15 protein-coding genes are annotated in these 16,477 nt (G+C 68.3%); 2 read left to right on the top strand and 13 right to left on the bottom strand.

Translation table 11 applies throughout. The annotated features are described in order from the left end of the window. Nucleotides 1–81: 81 nt before the first annotated feature. The 3 genes from ABIB15_RS13270 to ABIB15_RS13260 are packed head-to-tail and all read right to left on the bottom strand — an operon-like array spanning nucleotide 82 to nucleotide 2,572. Nucleotides 82–522 carry a Cg1360 family ATP-synthase-associated protein gene (locus ABIB15_RS13270; protein WP_354479505.1) on the bottom strand — a complete coding sequence of 147 codons (441 nt, stop codon included), beginning with the start codon at nucleotides 520–522 and terminating at the stop codon, nucleotides 82–84. Next, nucleotides 519–1,796, bottom strand: coding sequence for an MraY family glycosyltransferase (locus ABIB15_RS13265; RefSeq protein ID WP_502908980.1), 1,278 nt, complete (start codon nucleotides 1,794–1,796; stop codon nucleotides 519–521). The genes ABIB15_RS13270 and ABIB15_RS13265 overlap by 4 nt, the downstream gene beginning before the upstream one ends. Further along, complete coding sequence (locus tag ABIB15_RS13260; RefSeq protein WP_354479583.1) at nucleotides 1,793–2,572, bottom strand: L-threonylcarbamoyladenylate synthase; 780 nt, start codon at nucleotides 2,570–2,572, stop codon at nucleotides 1,793–1,795. The genes ABIB15_RS13265 and ABIB15_RS13260 overlap by 4 nt, the downstream gene beginning before the upstream one ends. Before the next feature lie 57 nt (nucleotides 2,573–2,629). Here ABIB15_RS13260 and ABIB15_RS13255 point away from each other — a divergent pair, with 57 nt between their 5' ends. Then, nucleotides 2,630–3,313, top strand: a complete 684-nt coding sequence (locus ABIB15_RS13255) for an HAD family hydrolase (protein WP_354479502.1) — start codon at nucleotides 2,630–2,632, stop codon at nucleotides 3,311–3,313. A 7-nt stretch (nucleotides 3,314–3,320) separates the two neighbouring features. On the opposite strand, the gene prmC is transcribed toward ABIB15_RS13255, so the two are convergent. From prmC to ABIB15_RS13205, 10 genes are all read right to left on the bottom strand, one after another. Then, nucleotides 3,321–4,202, bottom strand: a complete 882-nt coding sequence (gene prmC / locus ABIB15_RS13250; RefSeq protein WP_354479499.1) for a peptide chain release factor N(5)-glutamine methyltransferase — start codon at nucleotides 4,200–4,202, stop codon at nucleotides 3,321–3,323. A 17-nt stretch (nucleotides 4,203–4,219) separates the two neighbouring features. Next, a complete protein-coding gene (prfA, locus tag ABIB15_RS13245; protein ID WP_354479496.1) occupies nucleotides 4,220–5,299 on the bottom strand; it encodes a peptide chain release factor 1 in 1,080 nt (359 codons plus the stop codon). A gap of 3 nt (nucleotides 5,300–5,302) precedes the next feature. Then, nucleotides 5,303–7,843: a transcription termination factor Rho gene (gene rho / locus ABIB15_RS13240; RefSeq protein ID WP_354479493.1), complete on the bottom strand. Its 2,541-nt coding sequence runs from the start codon at nucleotides 7,841–7,843 to the stop codon at nucleotides 5,303–5,305. Between the two features lie 187 nt (nucleotides 7,844–8,030). Further along, a complete protein-coding gene (thrB, locus tag ABIB15_RS13235; RefSeq protein ID WP_354479490.1) occupies nucleotides 8,031–8,984 on the bottom strand; it encodes a homoserine kinase in 954 nt (317 codons plus the stop codon). Beyond that, the gene (gene thrC / locus ABIB15_RS13230) at nucleotides 8,981–10,084 is read right to left on the bottom strand and encodes a threonine synthase (RefSeq protein WP_354479487.1); all 1,104 of its coding nucleotides are present in this window, start codon (nucleotides 10,082–10,084) and stop codon (nucleotides 8,981–8,983) included. Before thrC ends, thrB begins: the two co-directional genes overlap by 4 nt. Continuing rightward, a complete protein-coding gene (locus tag ABIB15_RS13225) occupies nucleotides 10,084–11,421 on the bottom strand; it encodes a homoserine dehydrogenase (RefSeq protein WP_354479484.1) in 1,338 nt (445 codons plus the stop codon). The genes thrC and ABIB15_RS13225 overlap by 1 nt, the downstream gene beginning before the upstream one ends. Next, nucleotides 11,418–12,845, bottom strand: a complete 1,428-nt coding sequence (gene lysA, locus ABIB15_RS13220) for a diaminopimelate decarboxylase (protein ID WP_354479481.1) — start codon at nucleotides 12,843–12,845, stop codon at nucleotides 11,418–11,420. Before lysA ends, ABIB15_RS13225 begins: the two co-directional genes overlap by 4 nt. A 93-nt stretch (nucleotides 12,846–12,938) precedes the next feature. Continuing rightward, a complete protein-coding gene (locus tag ABIB15_RS13215) occupies nucleotides 12,939–13,709 on the bottom strand; it encodes an LmeA family phospholipid-binding protein (protein ID WP_354479478.1) in 771 nt (256 codons plus the stop codon). Nucleotides 13,710–13,778: 69 nt separating this feature from the next. Next, the gene (locus ABIB15_RS13210; RefSeq protein WP_502908979.1) at nucleotides 13,779–15,446 is read right to left on the bottom strand and encodes an arginine--tRNA ligase; all 1,668 of its coding nucleotides are present in this window, start codon (nucleotides 15,444–15,446) and stop codon (nucleotides 13,779–13,781) included. Beyond that, nucleotides 15,433–15,855: a hypothetical protein gene (locus ABIB15_RS13205; protein ID WP_354479475.1), complete on the bottom strand. Its 423-nt coding sequence runs from the start codon at nucleotides 15,853–15,855 to the stop codon at nucleotides 15,433–15,435. The genes ABIB15_RS13210 and ABIB15_RS13205 overlap by 14 nt, the downstream gene beginning before the upstream one ends. Between ABIB15_RS13205 and ABIB15_RS13200 the strand changes: the two genes are divergently transcribed. Continuing rightward, nucleotides 15,842–16,168 carry a hypothetical protein gene (locus ABIB15_RS13200; RefSeq protein WP_354479472.1) on the top strand — a complete coding sequence of 109 codons (327 nt, stop codon included), beginning with the start codon at nucleotides 15,842–15,844 and terminating at the stop codon, nucleotides 16,166–16,168. The genes ABIB15_RS13205 and ABIB15_RS13200 overlap by 14 nt on opposite strands. Nucleotides 16,169–16,477: the final 309 nt, after the last annotated feature.

Here is a 16,477-nt window from a genome sequence, read left to right as displayed (position 1 = left end):
GGGCGTGAACTCACGCGGCACAGAAAAGGGGGAGTTTGTTCGTTATGACTCTAGCAATAGACCACCACGACTGACCAATCGTTAGTCGGCGTGTGGCCGCTGCGGGGGGTCACCCGGAAGCCTGATGTCGCTCACGTACGGCAACCGGGAGCGTGAGACGACGACCATGTCGACGACCAGGGTTCCCACGACGCCGACAACGAGGGTGACGAACATCACGGTCTGGTCGATGAAGGCCTGATCGCGCAGCGCGACGGCGAGGACGAGGAACAGGATGAATTTCAGTAGCCAGGCGCCCATGACGATTCCGAAGAACGCCAGCACGTCGTAGCGGCTCGCGAGCAGGATGCTCATGGCCGTGATGCCGAGGAATACGAAGGCCATCGCCGCGCCGATCAGGGCGGAGACGACGCCGATGCCGCCGGCGACGAGAAAGCCCACGAGGGCGCCGACAATCGCGAGCACGAGCGCGAAGATGCCGCCGAGGACCAGCGCCCTCCGGAGGATGGGGATGGCGCTCATTGTCGTTCCTTTCTGGCGAGGGCCGCGAGGATCGCCGCTTGATCTGCGGCGTTCTCGGCCGGGATGTGCTCGTCGTCGGGCATGTCGATGGATGCCGCGTCGAGCGGGTCGTAGCGGTTGCCGTGGGTCTCGAGGGTCTGGCTGGCACTGGCGCGCTGAACGGCCGCCTCGACAGCCTTGCGCCCGGTGAGCGGTGCCAGGGTGATCCACGAGCAGATGAACAAGCCGACGACGATGAACGCTACCGCCCACCACGGCGGCACGAAGAGGAACATGAGGAACCCGACGGCCACGACCGCGGTCCACGCGTAGAAGATCAGCACGGCGTGGAAGTGGCTGTGACCCATGTCGAGCAGACGGTGGTGCAGGTGTTTTCGGTCGGCGCTGAATGGCGATTTACCGGCGCGCAGCCGTCGGAACACCGCAAGCCCGAAGTCGAGCAGGGGCACGACGAGCACGGCGAGCGGGAGCAGGATCGGGATGAAGGCGGGCAGCAGCTGGCGGCCGGAGATCGCCGAGCCGGTATCGACCTGGCCGGTGACCGAGACAGCGGATGCCGCCATCAGCAGCCCGACCAGCAGCGCGCCGGAGTCACCCATGAACATCTTCGCGGGATGCCAGTTGACCGGCAGAAACCCGATGCAGGCGCCGATGAGGATCGCGCTGATCAGCGACGCGAGATTGAAGAACTCCGACTGGTAGGTGCGGTCGGTGATGATGAAGCTGTAGATGAAGAACACGATGTTGGCGATGAGCACGACGCCGGCGACGAGGCCGTCGAGGCCGTCGATGAAGTTGACGGCATTCATCACGAGAACGACGGCGACCACGGTGAGGATGAGTCCGAGGACGGGTGGCACCACCGTCACTCCGCCGATCGGGATGGTGAGCAGCTGCACCCCCTGCCAGACGAGGATTCCGGCGGCGATCATCTGGCCGGCGAGCTTGGTCATCCAGTCGAGGTCCCACAGGTCGTCCGCGACGCCGATCAGCACGATGATGAGTGCCGCGCCGAGGATCGCCACGACGCGGCCGGGGTCGGCGAAAATGAGCGAGAACTGGGCGGTCTGCGAGGAGACCCAGAAGGCGGTGACGATGCCGAGGAACATCGCGACGCCGCCGAGCCGCGGCGTCGGGCTGGTGTGCACGTCGCGGTCGCGGATCGATGAGGAGTACAGCTGGTAGCGCTGGCTGATCTTGAGGATGATGACCGAGAGGGTGAGTGTGATGACGGCGGCGATGCCGGCGGCGAGCACGTAGTAAGTGATGCTCACGAGGGGCGCGGGCCGGGGTCGTCGGGGTCGACATTGTCGTCGGGGTCGACAGCGTCGGCTGCCTCGTCGTCACTATCACCAGCCGCAGCATCCGCCGCCACCTTCGACTCGGCAATCGCAGCGTAGATCGCCTCCGCCGGAATGACCCCGGCACGAACGACCTTGAGCTCGCCTCCGGGGCGTAGCAGCCCGGTCGCGTCGATGATGGTGGAGCCGGTTCCGGCCGCGGCGAACTCGCTGTAGTCGGAGCCGGTCTCGCCACCGTCGAGGTAGACGGAGACGCTCGATCCCAGCATCCGCTCCGCCTCGGCAACCGTCATCGCGGCCGGCTCCCCCGAGAGGTTCGCCGAGGAGACGGCGAGCGGACCGGTCTCGGAGAGCAGCTCGAGGGCGAGCCCGTTCGCTGGCATCCGGAGCGCGACGGTGCCGCCGGTCTCGCCGAGGTCCCACTGGAGAGAGCTGCGGGCGGGAAGGATCACGGTGAGACCGCCCGGCCAAAATGTCTGCACCAGGGCCCGTACCTCATCGGGCACCTCTTCGGCGAGGGCATCGAGCGTCGGGATCCCGGGGATGAGCACGGGAGGCGGCGCCTGCCTGGTGCGACCCTTGGCATCGAGCAGGCGCTGCACCGCGACGGGGTTGAACGCGTCGGCAGCGATTCCATACACGGTGTCGGTCGGAAAGACCACGAGCTCGCCGCGGCCGATGGCAGCCCTCGCGAGGCGCATGCCCGTGAGGAGCCCGGAGCTGTCCGAGCAGTCGAAAATCGTCGCCATGTCGTCCCCCATCGTAGCGGCCATGCCCGAGCGCCCAGCGTCTAGGCTTGCACCATCGTGATCACATCCTCCCCCGACGCCCAATCGCGGCCACCGCGGGGGGTTCCAGTCCGTGCCGAGATCGACACGGGCCTGCTGTTCATCTTCGACATGGACGACGTGCTGTACTCCTACGACTGGCGCGAACGGATGCGCGGCATGGCCGAACTGACCGGCCTCAGCTTCGACGAGCTGCGCCGCCGCTGGTGGCACGATACCGGGGAGCGGGCAGCGGAAGCCGGTGTCTTCAGCACCGGGCGCGAATACCTGGCTGCCTTCGAGGTCGCCGTCGGATGCGAGGTCGACGTGAGCGAGTGGGTGCGCCTTCGCGGCGGGGCGATGACGCCCTGGCCCGACTCGATCGCGGCGGTGCGGCGGGCATCCGAGCTCGGGCAGATCACGCTCCTCACCAACAACAACGCGCTCGCGGGCGAGCATCTCGCAGCGCTCGCGCCCGAACTCACCGACCTGTTCGGCGACCACCTGCTCACGACAAGCCACTATGGCGCGCGGAAGCCGGACCCGACGGTCTTTGCGCGGGTGCTCCAGAAGTACGATGTGTCCGCTGAGCAGGCATTCTTCGCCGACGACATGCTCGAGAACGTCGAGGGCGCCGCCTCGATCGGAATCACGGCACATCACTTCTCGAGCGGAGAGCGGATGCTGCGGGCGATCGAGGAGTTCGCGCTCGCACGAGCCTGAGCGGCGGCTAGCGCAGCGCCGTCGTGGCGCGGTCGCGACCGAGCAGGTCCCGGTGGGTCGCGATGGCGTTCCAGCCGTCGGAGGCGAGCAGCGCCGAGATCGCGGCGCCCTGCAGCTCGCCGTGCTCGATCACGAGGGTGCCGCCGTCATGCAGCAGGCGGCGGGCGGTCGTGGACACCGAACGCACGACATCCAGCCCGTCCGCGCCTCCGTAGAGGGCGTGCTCGGGGTCGAACAGCCGCACCTCGGGGTCGCGCGGGATGGCGCCGAGCGGAATGTACGGCGGGTTCGAGATGACGACGTCGACGAGGCCGTCGAGCTCCGGGAATGCGCTGGCGAGGTCGCCGAATACCAGTCGCGCGTTTTCTCCCCCGACCCGCTCGAAATTGCGCGTGGCCCAAATGAACGCGTCGGCCGAGTTCTCGACCGCGTGCACCATCGCGTGCGGGACCTCGGTCGCCATCGCGAGGGCGATCGCGCCGCTGCCGGTGCCGAGGTCGACTCCGATGGGGGCACCACCGGCGACGGCGCCGAGCGCGTCGATGGCGTACTGGGCCACGGTCTCGGTCTCCGGCCTCGGCACGAACACCCCGGGCCCGACCGAGAGCTCGATCGAACGGAACGGCGCGGTGCCGGTGATGTGCTGGAGCGGCTCGCGGCCGGCGCGCCGCTCGACGGCGCCGGCGATCTCCGCTGCATCGGCGCCCGAGACCGGCGATCCGGTGATCGCTTTCGCCTGCACCTGCCCGCGGCTGAGCCCGAGCACGTGCCCGATGAGCAGTTCGGCGTCGACGTCGGGGCTCTCGATGCCGGCCAGGCCGAGCGCATCGATCGCGCCCGCGCGCAGCGCGGAGACGTCGCTCGGCACGGGCGCGCTCGCATCCGTCATCGCGGTTCCCGGCCTGGTCAGGACTGGTCGCCGAGGTCGGCGAGCCTGGCTTCCTCGTCGGCGTGGATGCACGACTCGACGACCGGCTCGAGAGCCCCGTTCATCACGGCGTCGAGGTTGTAGGCCTTGTAGCCGGTGCGGTGATCGGCGATGCGGTTTTCCGGGAAGTTGTAGGTGCGGATGCGCTCGGACCGGTCCATGGTGCGGATCTGGCTCTTGCGCACCAGCGACGCCTCGGCGTCGAGCTCCTCCTGCTGGCGGGCGAGGACCCGGGCGCGCAGCACGCGCATTCCGGCCTCCTTGTTCTGCAGCTGGCTCTTCTCATTCTGCATCGCGACGACGATGCCGGTCGGAAGGTGGGTGATCCGCACGGCGGAGTCGGTCGTATTGACCGACTGCCCGCCGGGGCCGCTCGACCGGTAGACGTCGATCTTGAGGTCGTTCTGGCTGATCTCGACCTCTTCGGGCTCGTCGACCTCGGGGAAGACGAGCACACCGGCCGCCGAGGTGTGGATGCGCCCCTGCGACTCGGTCGCGGGCACCCGCTGCACGCGGTGCACCCCGCCCTCGTACTTGAGGTGCGCCCAGACCCCCTCGGCGGGGTCGGACGAGGACCCCTTGATCGCGAGCTGAATGTCCTTGATGCCGCCGAGGTCGCTCGAGGTCTGTTCGATGATCTCGGTCTTCCAGCGCTTGGACTCCGCGTAGTGCAGGTACATGCGCAGGAGGTCGGCGGCGAACAGCGCCGACTCGGCGCCGCCCTCCCCCATCTTGATCTCCATGATCACGTCGCGCGCATCAAGCGGGTCGCGCGGGATGAGCAGGCGACGAAGCTTCTCGGCCGCGGCATCCAGCTCCACCCTGATGCCAGGAACCTCGGCAGCGAACGACGCGTCCTCTTCGGCCATTTCGGTGGCCGCGTCGAGGTCGTCGTTCAGCTGCTGCCACTCCCGGTACGCCGCGATGATTCGCGCGAGCTCCGCGTAGCGCCGGTTCACCTTCTTCGACCTGGCCGGATCCGAGTGCAGAGCCGGGTCAGCAAGCTGCTCCTGAAGCTCGTCATGCTCGGTCAGCAGGGTTTCAACTGACTCGAACATGACTTAGTCCTTGTCTGTTCCCGCTGAGGACGGCATCGACTTCTGCACCTGCATGAGGAACTCCACGTTGCTCTTGGTGTCCTTCAGGCGGGTCAGCACGAGCTCGAGCGCCTGCTGGGTGTCGAGGCCGGCGAGGGCGCGGCGCAGCTTCCAGTTGATCTTCGTCTCGTCGACGCCCATGAGCATCTCCTCGCGGCGGGTGCCGGAGGCGTTGACGTCGACCGCGGGGAAGATGCGCTTGTCGGCCAGGTGCCGCGAGAGGCGCAACTCCATGTTGCCGGTGCCCTTGAACTCCTCGAAGATGACTTCGTCCATCTTGGATCCGGTCTCGACGAGTGCCGTGGCGAGGATCGTCAGCGAACCGCCGTCTTCGATGTTGCGGGCGGCTCCGAAGAAGCGCTTCGGCGGGTAGAGCGCCGACGAGTCGACGCCACCGGAGAGGATGCGACCGGATGCCGGGGCTGCGAGGTTGTACGCGCGGCCGAGGCGGGTGATCGAATCCAGCAGCACGACAACGTCGTGACCGAGCTCGACGAGACGCTTGGCACGCTCGATCGCGAGCTCGGCGACGGTCGTGTGGTCCTCGGCGGGACGATCGAAGGTCGAGGCGATGACCTCGCCCTTGACCGTGCGCTGCATGTCGGTGACCTCTTCCGGACGCTCGTCGACGAGAACGACCATGAGGTGAACCTCGGGGTTGTTCTTCGCGATGGCGTTCGCGATGGCCTGCAGCACGAGCGTCTTCCCTGCCTTGGGCGGGGAGACGATCAGGCCGCGCTGGCCCTTTCCGATCGGGGCGACGAGGTCGATGATGCGCGTGGTGAGCTTGTTGGGCTCGGTCTCCAGGCGCAGGCGCTCCTGCGGGTAGAGCGGGGTGAGTTTGCCGAACTCGACTCGGTCGGCGGCCTGCTCGACCGGAAGCCCGTTGATCGAGTCGATCTTGACGATCGCGTTGTACTTCTGGCGACCGGTGTTCTCGTTCTCGCGCGGCTGGCGGATCGCTCCGACGACGGCGTCGCCCTTGCGCAGGTTGTACTTCTTGACCTGGCCGAGCGAGACGTAGACGTCGTTGTTGCCGGGCAGGTAGCCGCTCGTGCGCACGAAGGCGTAGTTGTCGAGCACGTCGAGGATTCCGGCGACGGGGATCAGCACATCGTCGTCGGAGATCTCCGGCTCGAAGTCATCGCCGGCGCCCGGTCCGCGGCGCTTGCGGTCGCGATAGCGGTTGCGTCCGCTGCGGTCGCCCTCGGCATCCGCCTGCATCTGGCGCTCGCTGCGGTCTTCGCCACGGTTGTCCTGCTGCTGGCGGTTGTCCTGGCGGCCATCCTGCTGGCGGTTGTCCTGGCGGCCATCCTGCTGGCGGTTGTCCTGGCGGCCATCCTGCTGGCGGTTGTCCTGCTGGCGGTTGTCCTGCTGCGCGTTGGAGTCGCCACGGCGGCTATTGCGACCACGGCCAGACGAGCGGGAGTCGCCCTGGTCTTCGTCGTCCTGACCGTCCTGCTGACGGTTGTCCTGGCGATTGTCCTGGCGGCCATCCTGCTGGCGGTTGTCCTGCTGCGCGTTGGAGTCGCCACGGCGGTTATTGCGACCACGGCCAGACGGGCGGGAATCGCCCTGGTCTTCGTCGTCCTGGCCATCCTGCTGGCGGGTGTCCTGACGGGTGTCCTGCTGGCGGTTCTCTCCGCCACCGCGGTTGCGGTTGCGGTTGCGCGAGCCGCGCTGCGGAGCCTGGTTCTCGTCGCCGGAGTCGGCCGAGGCCGAGTCGGTCGGCGCATCGGCCGCGGCCGAGTCGGTCGGCGCGTCAACGGAGACTGCGTCAGACGCGCCCTCGGTGGTCGTGGTGTCGGCTGCGGCGTCGCGGGTCGCTTTGCTGCGGGCGTTGCGGCTGCGCGAGTTGCGGGCGGTCGCCGGGGCGGGTTCGACAGCCTCGACGGCGGTGTCGGCATCGGCGTCGGCAGCGACCTGCTGCGGCGCGTCGCCGGCGGAGGTGGCGCGGCGCGAGCGGCCGCGGTTGACGTGGGCCTTCGCAGGCACCGGGTCGGGGGTCTCGGCCGCGGTTGCCTCGTCGATGATGGCGGACTCTGGGTCGAACGCGGTCGCGACGAAGTCGCCGGCGGGAGCGGTGGCCTCCGCCGTCGGGGCGGCGACCGGCGCCGAAGCGGCCTCGGGCGTCTTCTCTGCCACGATCGCCTGCGGCGCGGTGATCACGCCTGCGGCTGCACTGGCGCGGCGCGGTGCGCGCTTGCGGGCTGGGGCCGGCTCAGCTGCAGCCGGCTCAGCTGCAGCCGGCTCAGCTGCAGCCGGCTCAGACGCGGCGGGCGCCTCGACAACGGACGCCTCGGCGGCGGCACTGCCTTCTTCGGTCACCGCGGCGCTGTCGCCGGTCGGCTCTGCTCCGGTGGTGTTCTGGATCTCGGTGATCGAATCCACGAGCTCTCCTTTACGTAGTTTGGATATTCCGCTGATGCCGAGGCTGGCCGCGAGAGCTTGGAGCTCCGGAAGGCGCAGTGCGCTCAGGGAAGCACGGACGTTGACGTCAGTCACTGAGTAGGTTCCTTTCGCCCCGTGCACAAGATTGCCGGGGGGAAATTGATCGCGTATTCGCAGTTCTGGGCGGGTTGCGCAGGAGATGTCTGCGATTAGCGAGTGCTAGTTGAGATTGCGCCGGGCGGAGTGACGTGAATCCGAAATGCGGACAAGGCCACACTGCGGATTAGGTCAGTGCCGTTGGCTAGACCAACGCTTCCACCGGGTGCGGAATCACTGTAGCACCTTTGAAGTCGACGGCCAGCATGAGCGTCTGCCAGTGAGTCGCGGTGTGTTTCGCGACCAACTCGGCGGCCTCGAGCCGCTGCGCAGGATCGCTGCACAGCACGAGGATCGACGGTCCAGCGCCCGAGACCACGGCCGCGAGGCCGTGTGAGCGCAGTTCGGTGATGAGCGACTCGGTGCCCGGCATGGCCGCGGCGCGGTAGCTCTGGTGGAGCTTGTCCTCCGTCGCGTCGAGCAGCAGTTCCGGGCTCTGGATCAGTGCCGCGATCAGCAGCGCCGAGCGGGAGACGTTGAAGATCGCGTCCTCGTGGGGAACGGATGCCGGGCGCAGGCTGCGGGCGAGCTCCGTCGACATCGTGCTCTCCGGCACGCAGATGAGCGGGGACACGCCCCGGTGCACCATCAGCTTCTTGTGCTGCGGGGTGTCATCCGACGTCCACGCGATGGTGAGCCCGCCGAACAGCGCGGGAGCGACGTTGTCGGGGTGCCCCTCGAGCCCGGTCGCGATCGCGAGGAGCGCGTTGGAGTCGATGTCGACGAAGCCGTCGAGGAGCCCCTTCGCCGCCATGACGCCCGAGACGATCGCGGCGCCGGAGGATCCGAGGCCGCGCCCGTGCGGGATCGCGTTGCGCGCGACGAGGTCGAGCCCCGGAAGCGCGTAGCCGTACTCGGCGAAGGTATGGCGGATTGCCGTAACCACGAGGTTGCTCTCATCCGTCGGCACCTCCCCCGCGCCGACACCGATGACCTCGACGCTCGCGCCGCGTGCGTCGCGCACCGTCACGGTGAGGTTGTCGTAGAGCGAGAGGGCCAGGCCGAGCGTGTCGAAACCCGGCCCGAGGTTCGCGGTTGTCGCCGGAACCTTGACCTGAACAGCGCGCCCGACCGGAATGGGCGCGAGCCCCAGTGTCACGCAGGGACCTTCTGCAGCCCCAGCACATTGGCGATCTCGGCGGTGTCGACGGGAACGCTCGTGGGCTGAACGTCGGTTCCGTCCGCGCGGCGGAGGGCCCACTGTGGGTCTTTGAGGCCGTGGCCGGTGACCGTGAGCACCACGGTTGCGCCACGCGGGATCTCGCCGGCATCGGAGCGCTCGAGCAGGCCGGCGACGCTGATCGCGGACGCCGGTTCGACGAAGATTCCGACCTCGGCCGAGAGGATGCGGTGCGCCTCGAGGATGAGCTTGTCGGAGATGGCCCCGAAGTAGCCGTTGCTCGTTTCATGCGCCTCGAGGGCGAACTTCCACGAAGCGGGGTTTCCGATGCGGATGGCGCTCGCGATCGTGTCGGGGTTCTTGACGATGTGGCCGAGCACGAGCGGCGCGCTTCCGGCCGCCTGGAACCCGAACATGCGCGGGAGCCTGGTGGATGCGCCGCGCGCGAGGTCCTCGCTGTAGCCGCGGAAGTAGGCGGTGTAGTTGCCGGCGTTGCCGACGGGCACGATGTGGAAGTCGGGCGCGTCGCCGAGCACCTCGACGACCTCGAACGCGGCGGTCTTCTGGCCGGCGATGCGGTCGGGGTTGACCGAGTTGACCAGGTGCACGGGGTAGTTGTCGGCGAGGTCGCGGGCGATCTCGAGGCAGTCGTCGAAGTTGCCCTGCACCTGCAGGATCTCCGCGTTGTGCGCGACGGCCTGGCTGAGCTTGCCCATGGCGATCTTGCCTTCGGGCACGAGCACGACCGACGTGATGCCGGCGTGGGTCGCGTAGGCGGCGGCCGCCGCGGAGGTATTGCCGGTCGAGGCGCAGATGACCGCCTTCGCCCCGTGCTCGACGGCCTTGGAGATCGCCATCGTCATGCCGCGGTCCTTGAACGAACCCGTCGGGTTCATTCCCTCGTACTTGACCCAGACCTTGGCCCCGGTGCGGGCCGACAGGGCCGGCGCGGGGATCAGCGGGGTGCCGCCCTCGCCGAGGGTGATGATCGGCGTGGCGTCGGTGATGTCGAGACGGTCGGCATACTCGCGCAGCACTCCGCGCCACTGCCGACTGGTGGCCTTCTCAGTGTTGGACATTACTCGGAACCCTCAACTCTCAGAACGGATGTGACAGAACTCACGACACTGCTCTCGCCGAGGGCGAGAACGGTGGCGGACAGGTCGGACTCGGACGCCTCGTGCGTTCCGATTACAAGGGTAGCGCCGGGCATGCCCGCCATCTCGCCGGTGAGCGGATCGGGCTGCGCCACGGTCTGCTCGACGGTCTCGATTGAGACGCCGTGGGTGCTGAATAGCGTCGCGACGGCCGCGAGCACGCCGGGCTGGTCTACGACGCTGAGCGAGATCTGGTACCTCGTGGTCACGCTCGAGATGGGCAGGATCGGCAGGTTGGCATCGGTCGACTCGGCGAGTCCGGGGCCGCCGATGACGTGACGCCTGGCCGCCGAGACGAGGTCGCCGAGCACGGCGGAGGCTGTCTCGATCCCGCCGGCGCCTGCGCCGTAGAACATCAGGTCGCCCGCAGCCTCTGCCTCGATGAACACGGCGTTCTTCGCCGCGTGGACGGTCGCGAGCGGATGCGTGCGGGGCACGAGCGCGGGGTACACCCTGGCGCTGACGCCCTCGGTGCCGGTCTCCTTGTCGACGAGCCGCTCGGCGATCGCGAGCAGCTTGACGACGTAGCCGGCCTTGCGTGCCGCGTCGACCTGCTCGAGGGTGACGGACGTGATGCCCTCGCGGTACACCTTGCCGATCGGCACGTTCGTGTGGAACGCGAGGCTCGCGAGGATCGCGGCCTTCTGGGCGGCGTCATAGCCCTCGATGTCGGCGGTCGGGTCGGCCTCGGCGTAGCCGAGCTCGGTCGCGGTCTTCAGTGCCGCCTCGAGCGACTCCCCTGCCGTGTCCATCCGGTCAAGGATGAAGTTCGTGGTGCCGTTGACGATGCCCATGATGCGGCGGATGCGGTCGCCGGCAAGGCTGTCGCGCAGCGGGCGGATGATCGGGATCGCCGCGGCGACGGCGGCCTCGTAGTACAACTGGGCGCCGACCTGCTCGGCGGCGTCGAACAGCTCCGGTCCGTGCGTCGCGAGCAGCGCCTTGTTGGCGGTGATGACGTCGGCTCCGGAGTTGAGCGCCTGCAGGATGTAGCTGCGGGCGGGCTCGAGGCCTCCGATGAGCTCGATCACGATGTCCGCGCCGACGATCAGCGCCTCGGCGTCGGTCGTGAGCAGGTGCTTGGGAATCTCGGCCGAGCGCGGGGCATCGATGTCACGCACCGCGACCCCCACCAGCTCGAGGCCGGCGCCGGAGCGCTGGGCGAGCTCGTCGCCGTGCTGGAGGAGCAGCGATACCACCTGGGCACCGACCGATCCTGCGCCCAGGAGCGCGACCCGGAGGTTGCGGTACTCGATCATTCGACTCCATTCGTTGCGGTGTTCGGATGCGCGGCCAACGAATCGAGGCCGGCATCGCGGGAAAGCAGGTCGGCCTCGGTCTCGCCGCGCACGATCACGCGGGCCTGCCCGTCCCGCACGGCGACGACGGCGGGACGGCCGAGGTAGTTGTAGTTGCTCGAGAGCGACCAGCAATAGGCGCCGGTGGCGGGAACAGCGAGCAGGTCACCCGGGGCGACGTCGCTCGGGAGGTAGTCGGCGTTCACGACGATGTCGCCGCTCTCGCAATGCTTGCCGACGACGCGCACGAGTGCGGGCGCGGCAGCCGACATTCGGTTCGCGATCCGCACCGCGTAGTCGGCCCCGTAGAGGGCGGTGCGGGCGTTGTCGCTCATCCCGCCGTCGACGCTCACGTACTTGCGCACAGCCGAACCGTCGACGAGCACGTCCTTGATGGTGCCGACCTCGTAGAGGGTAAAGGTCGACGGGCCGACGATCGCGCGCCCCGGCTCGATCGCGACGACGGGAACCGCGATGCCGAGACGGGCACACTCCCCCGCAACGATGTCGGCAAAGGTGGTCGCGATCTGATCGATCGGCATGGCCTCGTCGACGCTCGTGTAGGCGATGCCGAATCCGCCGCCGAGGTTGAGCTCGGGCACGTCGCCGCCGTCGAGGAGTTCGGCATGGAGTGCGAGCAGCCTCCGGGCCGCCTCGGCGAAGCCGTCTGACTCGAAGATCTGCGACCCGATGTGCGAGTGCAGGCCGAGGAAGCGCAGGCCCGTGTGCGAGCGGATCGCCGCGACGGCGCTGGGCGCGTCGGTGAGCGTAATGCCGAACTTCTGGTCTTCGCGCGCCGTGGCCAGATACTCGTGGGTGTGCGCGTGCACCCCGCTGTTGACCCGCAGTCGCACCGGCTGCACGGTGTGGTGGCGGGCCGCAGCATCCGCGATCCGCTCGATTTCGATGACGCTGTCGACGATGATCACGCCGACACCGGCCGCGACGGCGCGCTCGATCTCGGCGAGTGACTTGTTGTTGCCGTGGAAGCCGAGGCGGGCAGCATCCACTCCAGCCGCGATGGCGACGGCGAACTCGCCGCCGCTCGCCACGTCGATGTTGAGCCCGGCCTCGGTGACCCAGCGGGCGACCTCGGTCGACAAGAACGCCTTGCCGGCGTAGTAGACCTTCGCGCTCGAGCCGATGCGGGCGAATTCGCGGTCGAAGGCGGCCCGGACCCGCTCGGCGCGTGCGCGAACGTCGGCCTCGTCGCAGACATAGAGAGGAGTGCCGAACCTCGCCGCGAGGTCGGTCGCCGCGACGCCGGCGACCTCGATTGTGCCGGATGCCGCGCGGCGCGCTCCCACCGACCAGACCGTCGGAGCCAGCGCGTTCGCGTCGTCAGGCTCGGCGAGCCAAGACGGGGCGAGCGGGTTGTCGACCAAAGGGGTGCCTCGCGAGTGACGTGGGGGTGGGATCGAACCCGGATCGGAGCTACGGGCCGTGTGAATTCTAGCGAATGGGTGGCTGGGAGGCGTTCAAGCGGGGCAGGCGCCCACTTGCTGGAGGGCCTCATCGCTGAGAATCACACGGTCGGCGGCGAGCCGGACGACCAGTTCATTACGCCGGATGTCTGCGGACTTGAGGGTGAAGGCCTCCGGCAGGAACTCGGCGATGCAGAACGAGCGGGTCTGCAACACGGCACCGGCGACCGGACCGAGCACGCCGCGGAGCTGCTCGGCGGTCACGGTCGCCTGGCTCACGCTGAGGCTGTTCGGGTCGAAGGTCAACTGGCCGTCGGCGGCGCCGGGGGCGATGCCGATCGAGACCGGGATCGGGATTCCGAACACCCGCACCTCGGTTTCGAGGAGGATCTCGTCGCCATCGATCGAGATCGTGTCGAGCGGGATGCCGCTCAGGTTGTCCGCCAGGTTCACCAGCTCGCCCTCTGGCAGGTAGAAGTCGATCGTGAGCGAGTCGGCGGGTTGGGAGCGATCGAGCGGCACCCCGGTCGCGACGGCCTCGGCGGCGCCGGAGACCTGCCCGAAGTCGACAGCATCGGCGGTCACCTCGATCCGTTCGAGGCGGCCGGCCGCGAGCTGGGCCAGCATCGAGAACCCGCCGATCTCTACTGCGACGTCGCTGCCGCGCTCGATCGGCAGTGCTGTGCCGAGCTCGCTCGCGATCGCGTCGCGCACGACGGTTCGCACGGTGTTGTCGGCGATCACGAGCAGCACGGCGATCAGCAGAAGGACGACGCCGCCGATGACGGCCGGGAGAAGTGGGCGGCCCCGCTGTGCGGTGCGCACAGACGAGGGCGCCGTGCCAATCGGATTAAGTGGCACTGTGTCGCGCATCGACGGGTCGGACGACACCCGCTACATCCGGTCCGGGGCGCTCACGCCGAGCATCGCGAGGCCGTTGCGCAGCACCGTTCCGGTCGCGTCGCTCAGCCAGAGTCGGGTGCGGTGAACGTCGCCGACGGGCTCCTCGCCGAGGGGGGTGACGCGGCAGTTGTCGTACCAGCGGTGGTAGGCGCCGGCGAGCTCCTCGCAATACCGCGCGATGCGGTGCGGCTCGCGCAGCTCGGCCGCCTGGGCGACGATGCGGGGAAGTTCCGCGAGCAGGCCGAGGAGCGCGCTCTCGGTCTCGTGGGTAAGCAGGGAGGCGTCGAAGACGCTGCGGTCCACGCCCGAGTCGGCCGCATTGCGCGCGACCGAGAAGGTGCGGGCGTGCGCGTATTGAACGTAGAAGACGGGGTTGTCGTTTGTGCGCTTGCGGAGCAGCTCGGGGTCGAGGGTGAGCGGCGAGTCGGCCGGATAGCGTCCGAGCGAGTAGCGCAGCGCATCCGTCCCCAGCCAGGACTGCAGGTCGTTGAGCTCGATGATGTTGCCGGCGCGCTTCGAGAGGCGCGCGCCATTGATGCTGACGAGCTGGCCGATGAGCACCTCGATGTCACGCTCGGGGTCGTCGCCGGCGGCACCGGCGAGGGCTTTGAGGCGGTGTACATATCCGTGGTGGTCGGCGCCGAGCAGGTAGATCTTGTGCTCGTAACCGCGGTCGGTCTTGCTCAGGTAGTAGGCGGCATCAGCGGCGAAGTAGGTGAAAATGCCGTTGCCACGGCGGATGACGCGGTCCTTGTCGTCGCCGAAGTCGGTGGTGCGCACCCAGACCGCGTCGTCGTCGTCGAAGACGTGACCTTGCGCGCGGAGGCGGTCGATGGCGTCATCGATGGGGCTATGCCCGGCGGAAGGGTCGACGGCGTGCAGGGTGCGCTCGCTGAACCAGACGTCGAAGTGCACGTTGAACCGTTCAAGCGACGCGCGGATCTCGCCGAGCTGAAGCTGGTAGCCGAGCTCCCGGGCGTCGGCGAGAGCCTCGTCGTCAGGAAGATCGAGCAGGTCGGGCTGCACGTCGAGCACCTTGGCAGCGAGCTCGGCGATATAGGCGCCCGGGTATCCGTTCTCGGGCGTCGGCAGCCCCCGTGCGGCGGCGAGGATCGAGGCGCCGAAGTTGTCCATCTGCGCGCCGGCGTCGTTGATGTAGAACTCGGTGGCGACCTTGGCGCCGGATGCCGTGAGAACGCGGGCGATCGAGTCGCCGAGGGCGGCCCAGCGGGTGTGACCGATGTGCAGCGGCCCGGTGGGGTTGGCGGAGACGAACTCGAGGTTGATGGTCTGGCCGGCCAGAGCGTCGGTGTGGCCGTACTTGTCGCCCAGTTCAACGATCCGCTTGGCGAGGGATCCGGCCGCGGCGGCATCCAGGGTGAAGTTGATGAAGCCGGGACCGGCGACGTCAACCGCCTCGACGCCGTCGATGAGGCGGAAGCCCTCCGCGAACGCGGCCGCGAGGTCCCGGGGCGAGCTGCCGACAGCCTTGGCGAGTTTCATCGCAATGTTCGACGACCAGTCGCCGTGGTCGCGGTTTTTCGGGCGTTCGAGCGAGATGTCCGCGACCGTGATCACGGGGGCATCCGGCCCGGAACGGCGCGCCAGCAGCTCGGTGGCGGACGTCAGAAGCAGTGCGGAAAGTTCAGCGGGGGTCACGATCGATGATTCTATCCCGGCCGCTCCGCGCGCCTAGGGTCAGGCCCGGCGTACTTGTGAGTGAAGATGACATGAAGAGTTGCAGAAGAAAGGTCGTCGGTTTGTCACTGAAGCGCGGTGTCGTTGTCTCCCGGTTCGCGTTGACGTTTGTCGGCGTGGGCGTTCTGACTCTTGGCTTTGCTGGGTGCTCGGCCGATGATGCGCCAACCCCGTCGCCACGTGCGTCCGCGGGGGTGAGTTCGTCGCCGTCGCCCTCCGTGTCGCCGTCCGTGTCGCCGTCCGTCTCGCCTTCGGCGTCCCCCGAGTCCTCAGCGTCACCGTCCGCCACCGCAGCTCCCGTCGCGCCGGGGACTCCCATCGCGGCAAGCTGCGTCGATCTGGTGTCGCCGGAGACGATGTACGAGTTCAATCCGAACTTCGGGCTCGTCGAGGAAGCACCCGCGCCGGGCTCGCTCGCGGCGACGGCGGTCGCGAACGGTGGCGTCGCGTGCACGTGGGTGCAGGCGACGGATGGCTCGAGGATCACCATCGGAGTCGCCCAGCCGTCGAGCGCCGCGCTCACGCAGCTGCGCGCGTCGGGCGAGGGATTCGCGTCGGCCAGCGGAGTCGGCACCGTGCAGATCTTCACCGACAAGTACTGGATCGTCGCGTCGTCCCCGTACTTCGGCGCCGCCCGCGACGCGCAGATGCTCACGGACTCCGTGAAGTCGGCGCTGGGCTGATCTGGCGCTCCCCAAAATGCTGTCGCGGTCGGGACACTGACTGAGTTCCTGAGCCCCTATCTATCGCTGTTGACGCCTGCCCCTACGTGCCTCCGGCGCCCAAATCTCGTGTCACCCGCTGCATCTCGCGCGGAGCCTCGATCGCTCGTGCGTGTGGCTTCGGGGAGTTTCATGGTCAGCTCGCTCTCTTCTTCTTCGTGATGGCGGCGATGGCGGGTGTTCTGCTGGGGAGCAGGATGAGGGTTTGGGTGGGGTCGATGTTTTTTGGTGGTTGGAGCCAGTAGCTGTTGTTGATGTTGATGATTTCCC

Source organism: Marisediminicola sp. UYEF4 (assembly GCF_040546025.1).
In the GTDB taxonomy this organism is placed as follows: Bacteria; Actinomycetota; Actinomycetes; order Actinomycetales; family Microbacteriaceae; genus Marisediminicola.
The sequence above is the reverse complement of the archived record's forward strand: the minus strand, read 5'-3'. Positions and strand labels throughout refer to the sequence as shown.

What these genes read in the sequence shown, in the direction of transcription:
- ABIB15_RS13270 (WP_354479505.1), bottom strand. Translation starts at nt 522, where the DNA reads ATGAGCGCCATCCCCATCCTCCGGAGGGCGCTGGTCCTCGGCGGCATC.
- ABIB15_RS13225 (WP_354479484.1), bottom strand. Translation starts at nt 11,421, where the DNA reads ATGATCGAGTACCGCAACCTCCGGGTCGCGCTCCTGGGCGCAGGATCG.
- ABIB15_RS13200 (WP_354479472.1), top strand. Translation starts at nt 15,842, where the DNA reads ATGTACGAGTTCAATCCGAACTTCGGGCTCGTCGAGGAAGCACCCGCG.
- prfA (WP_354479496.1), bottom strand. Translation starts at nt 5,299, where the DNA reads ATGTTCGAGTCAGTTGAAACCCTGCTGACCGAGCATGACGAGCTTCAG.
- ABIB15_RS13260 (WP_354479583.1), bottom strand. Translation starts at nt 2,572, where the DNA reads ATGGCGACGATTTTCGACTGCTCGGACAGCTCCGGGCTCCTCACGGGC.
- prmC (WP_354479499.1), bottom strand. Translation starts at nt 4,202, where the DNA reads ATGACGGATGCGAGCGCGCCCGTGCCGAGCGACGTCTCCGCGCTGCGC.
- thrC (WP_354479487.1), bottom strand. Translation starts at nt 10,084, where the DNA reads ATGTCCAACACTGAGAAGGCCACCAGTCGGCAGTGGCGCGGAGTGCTG.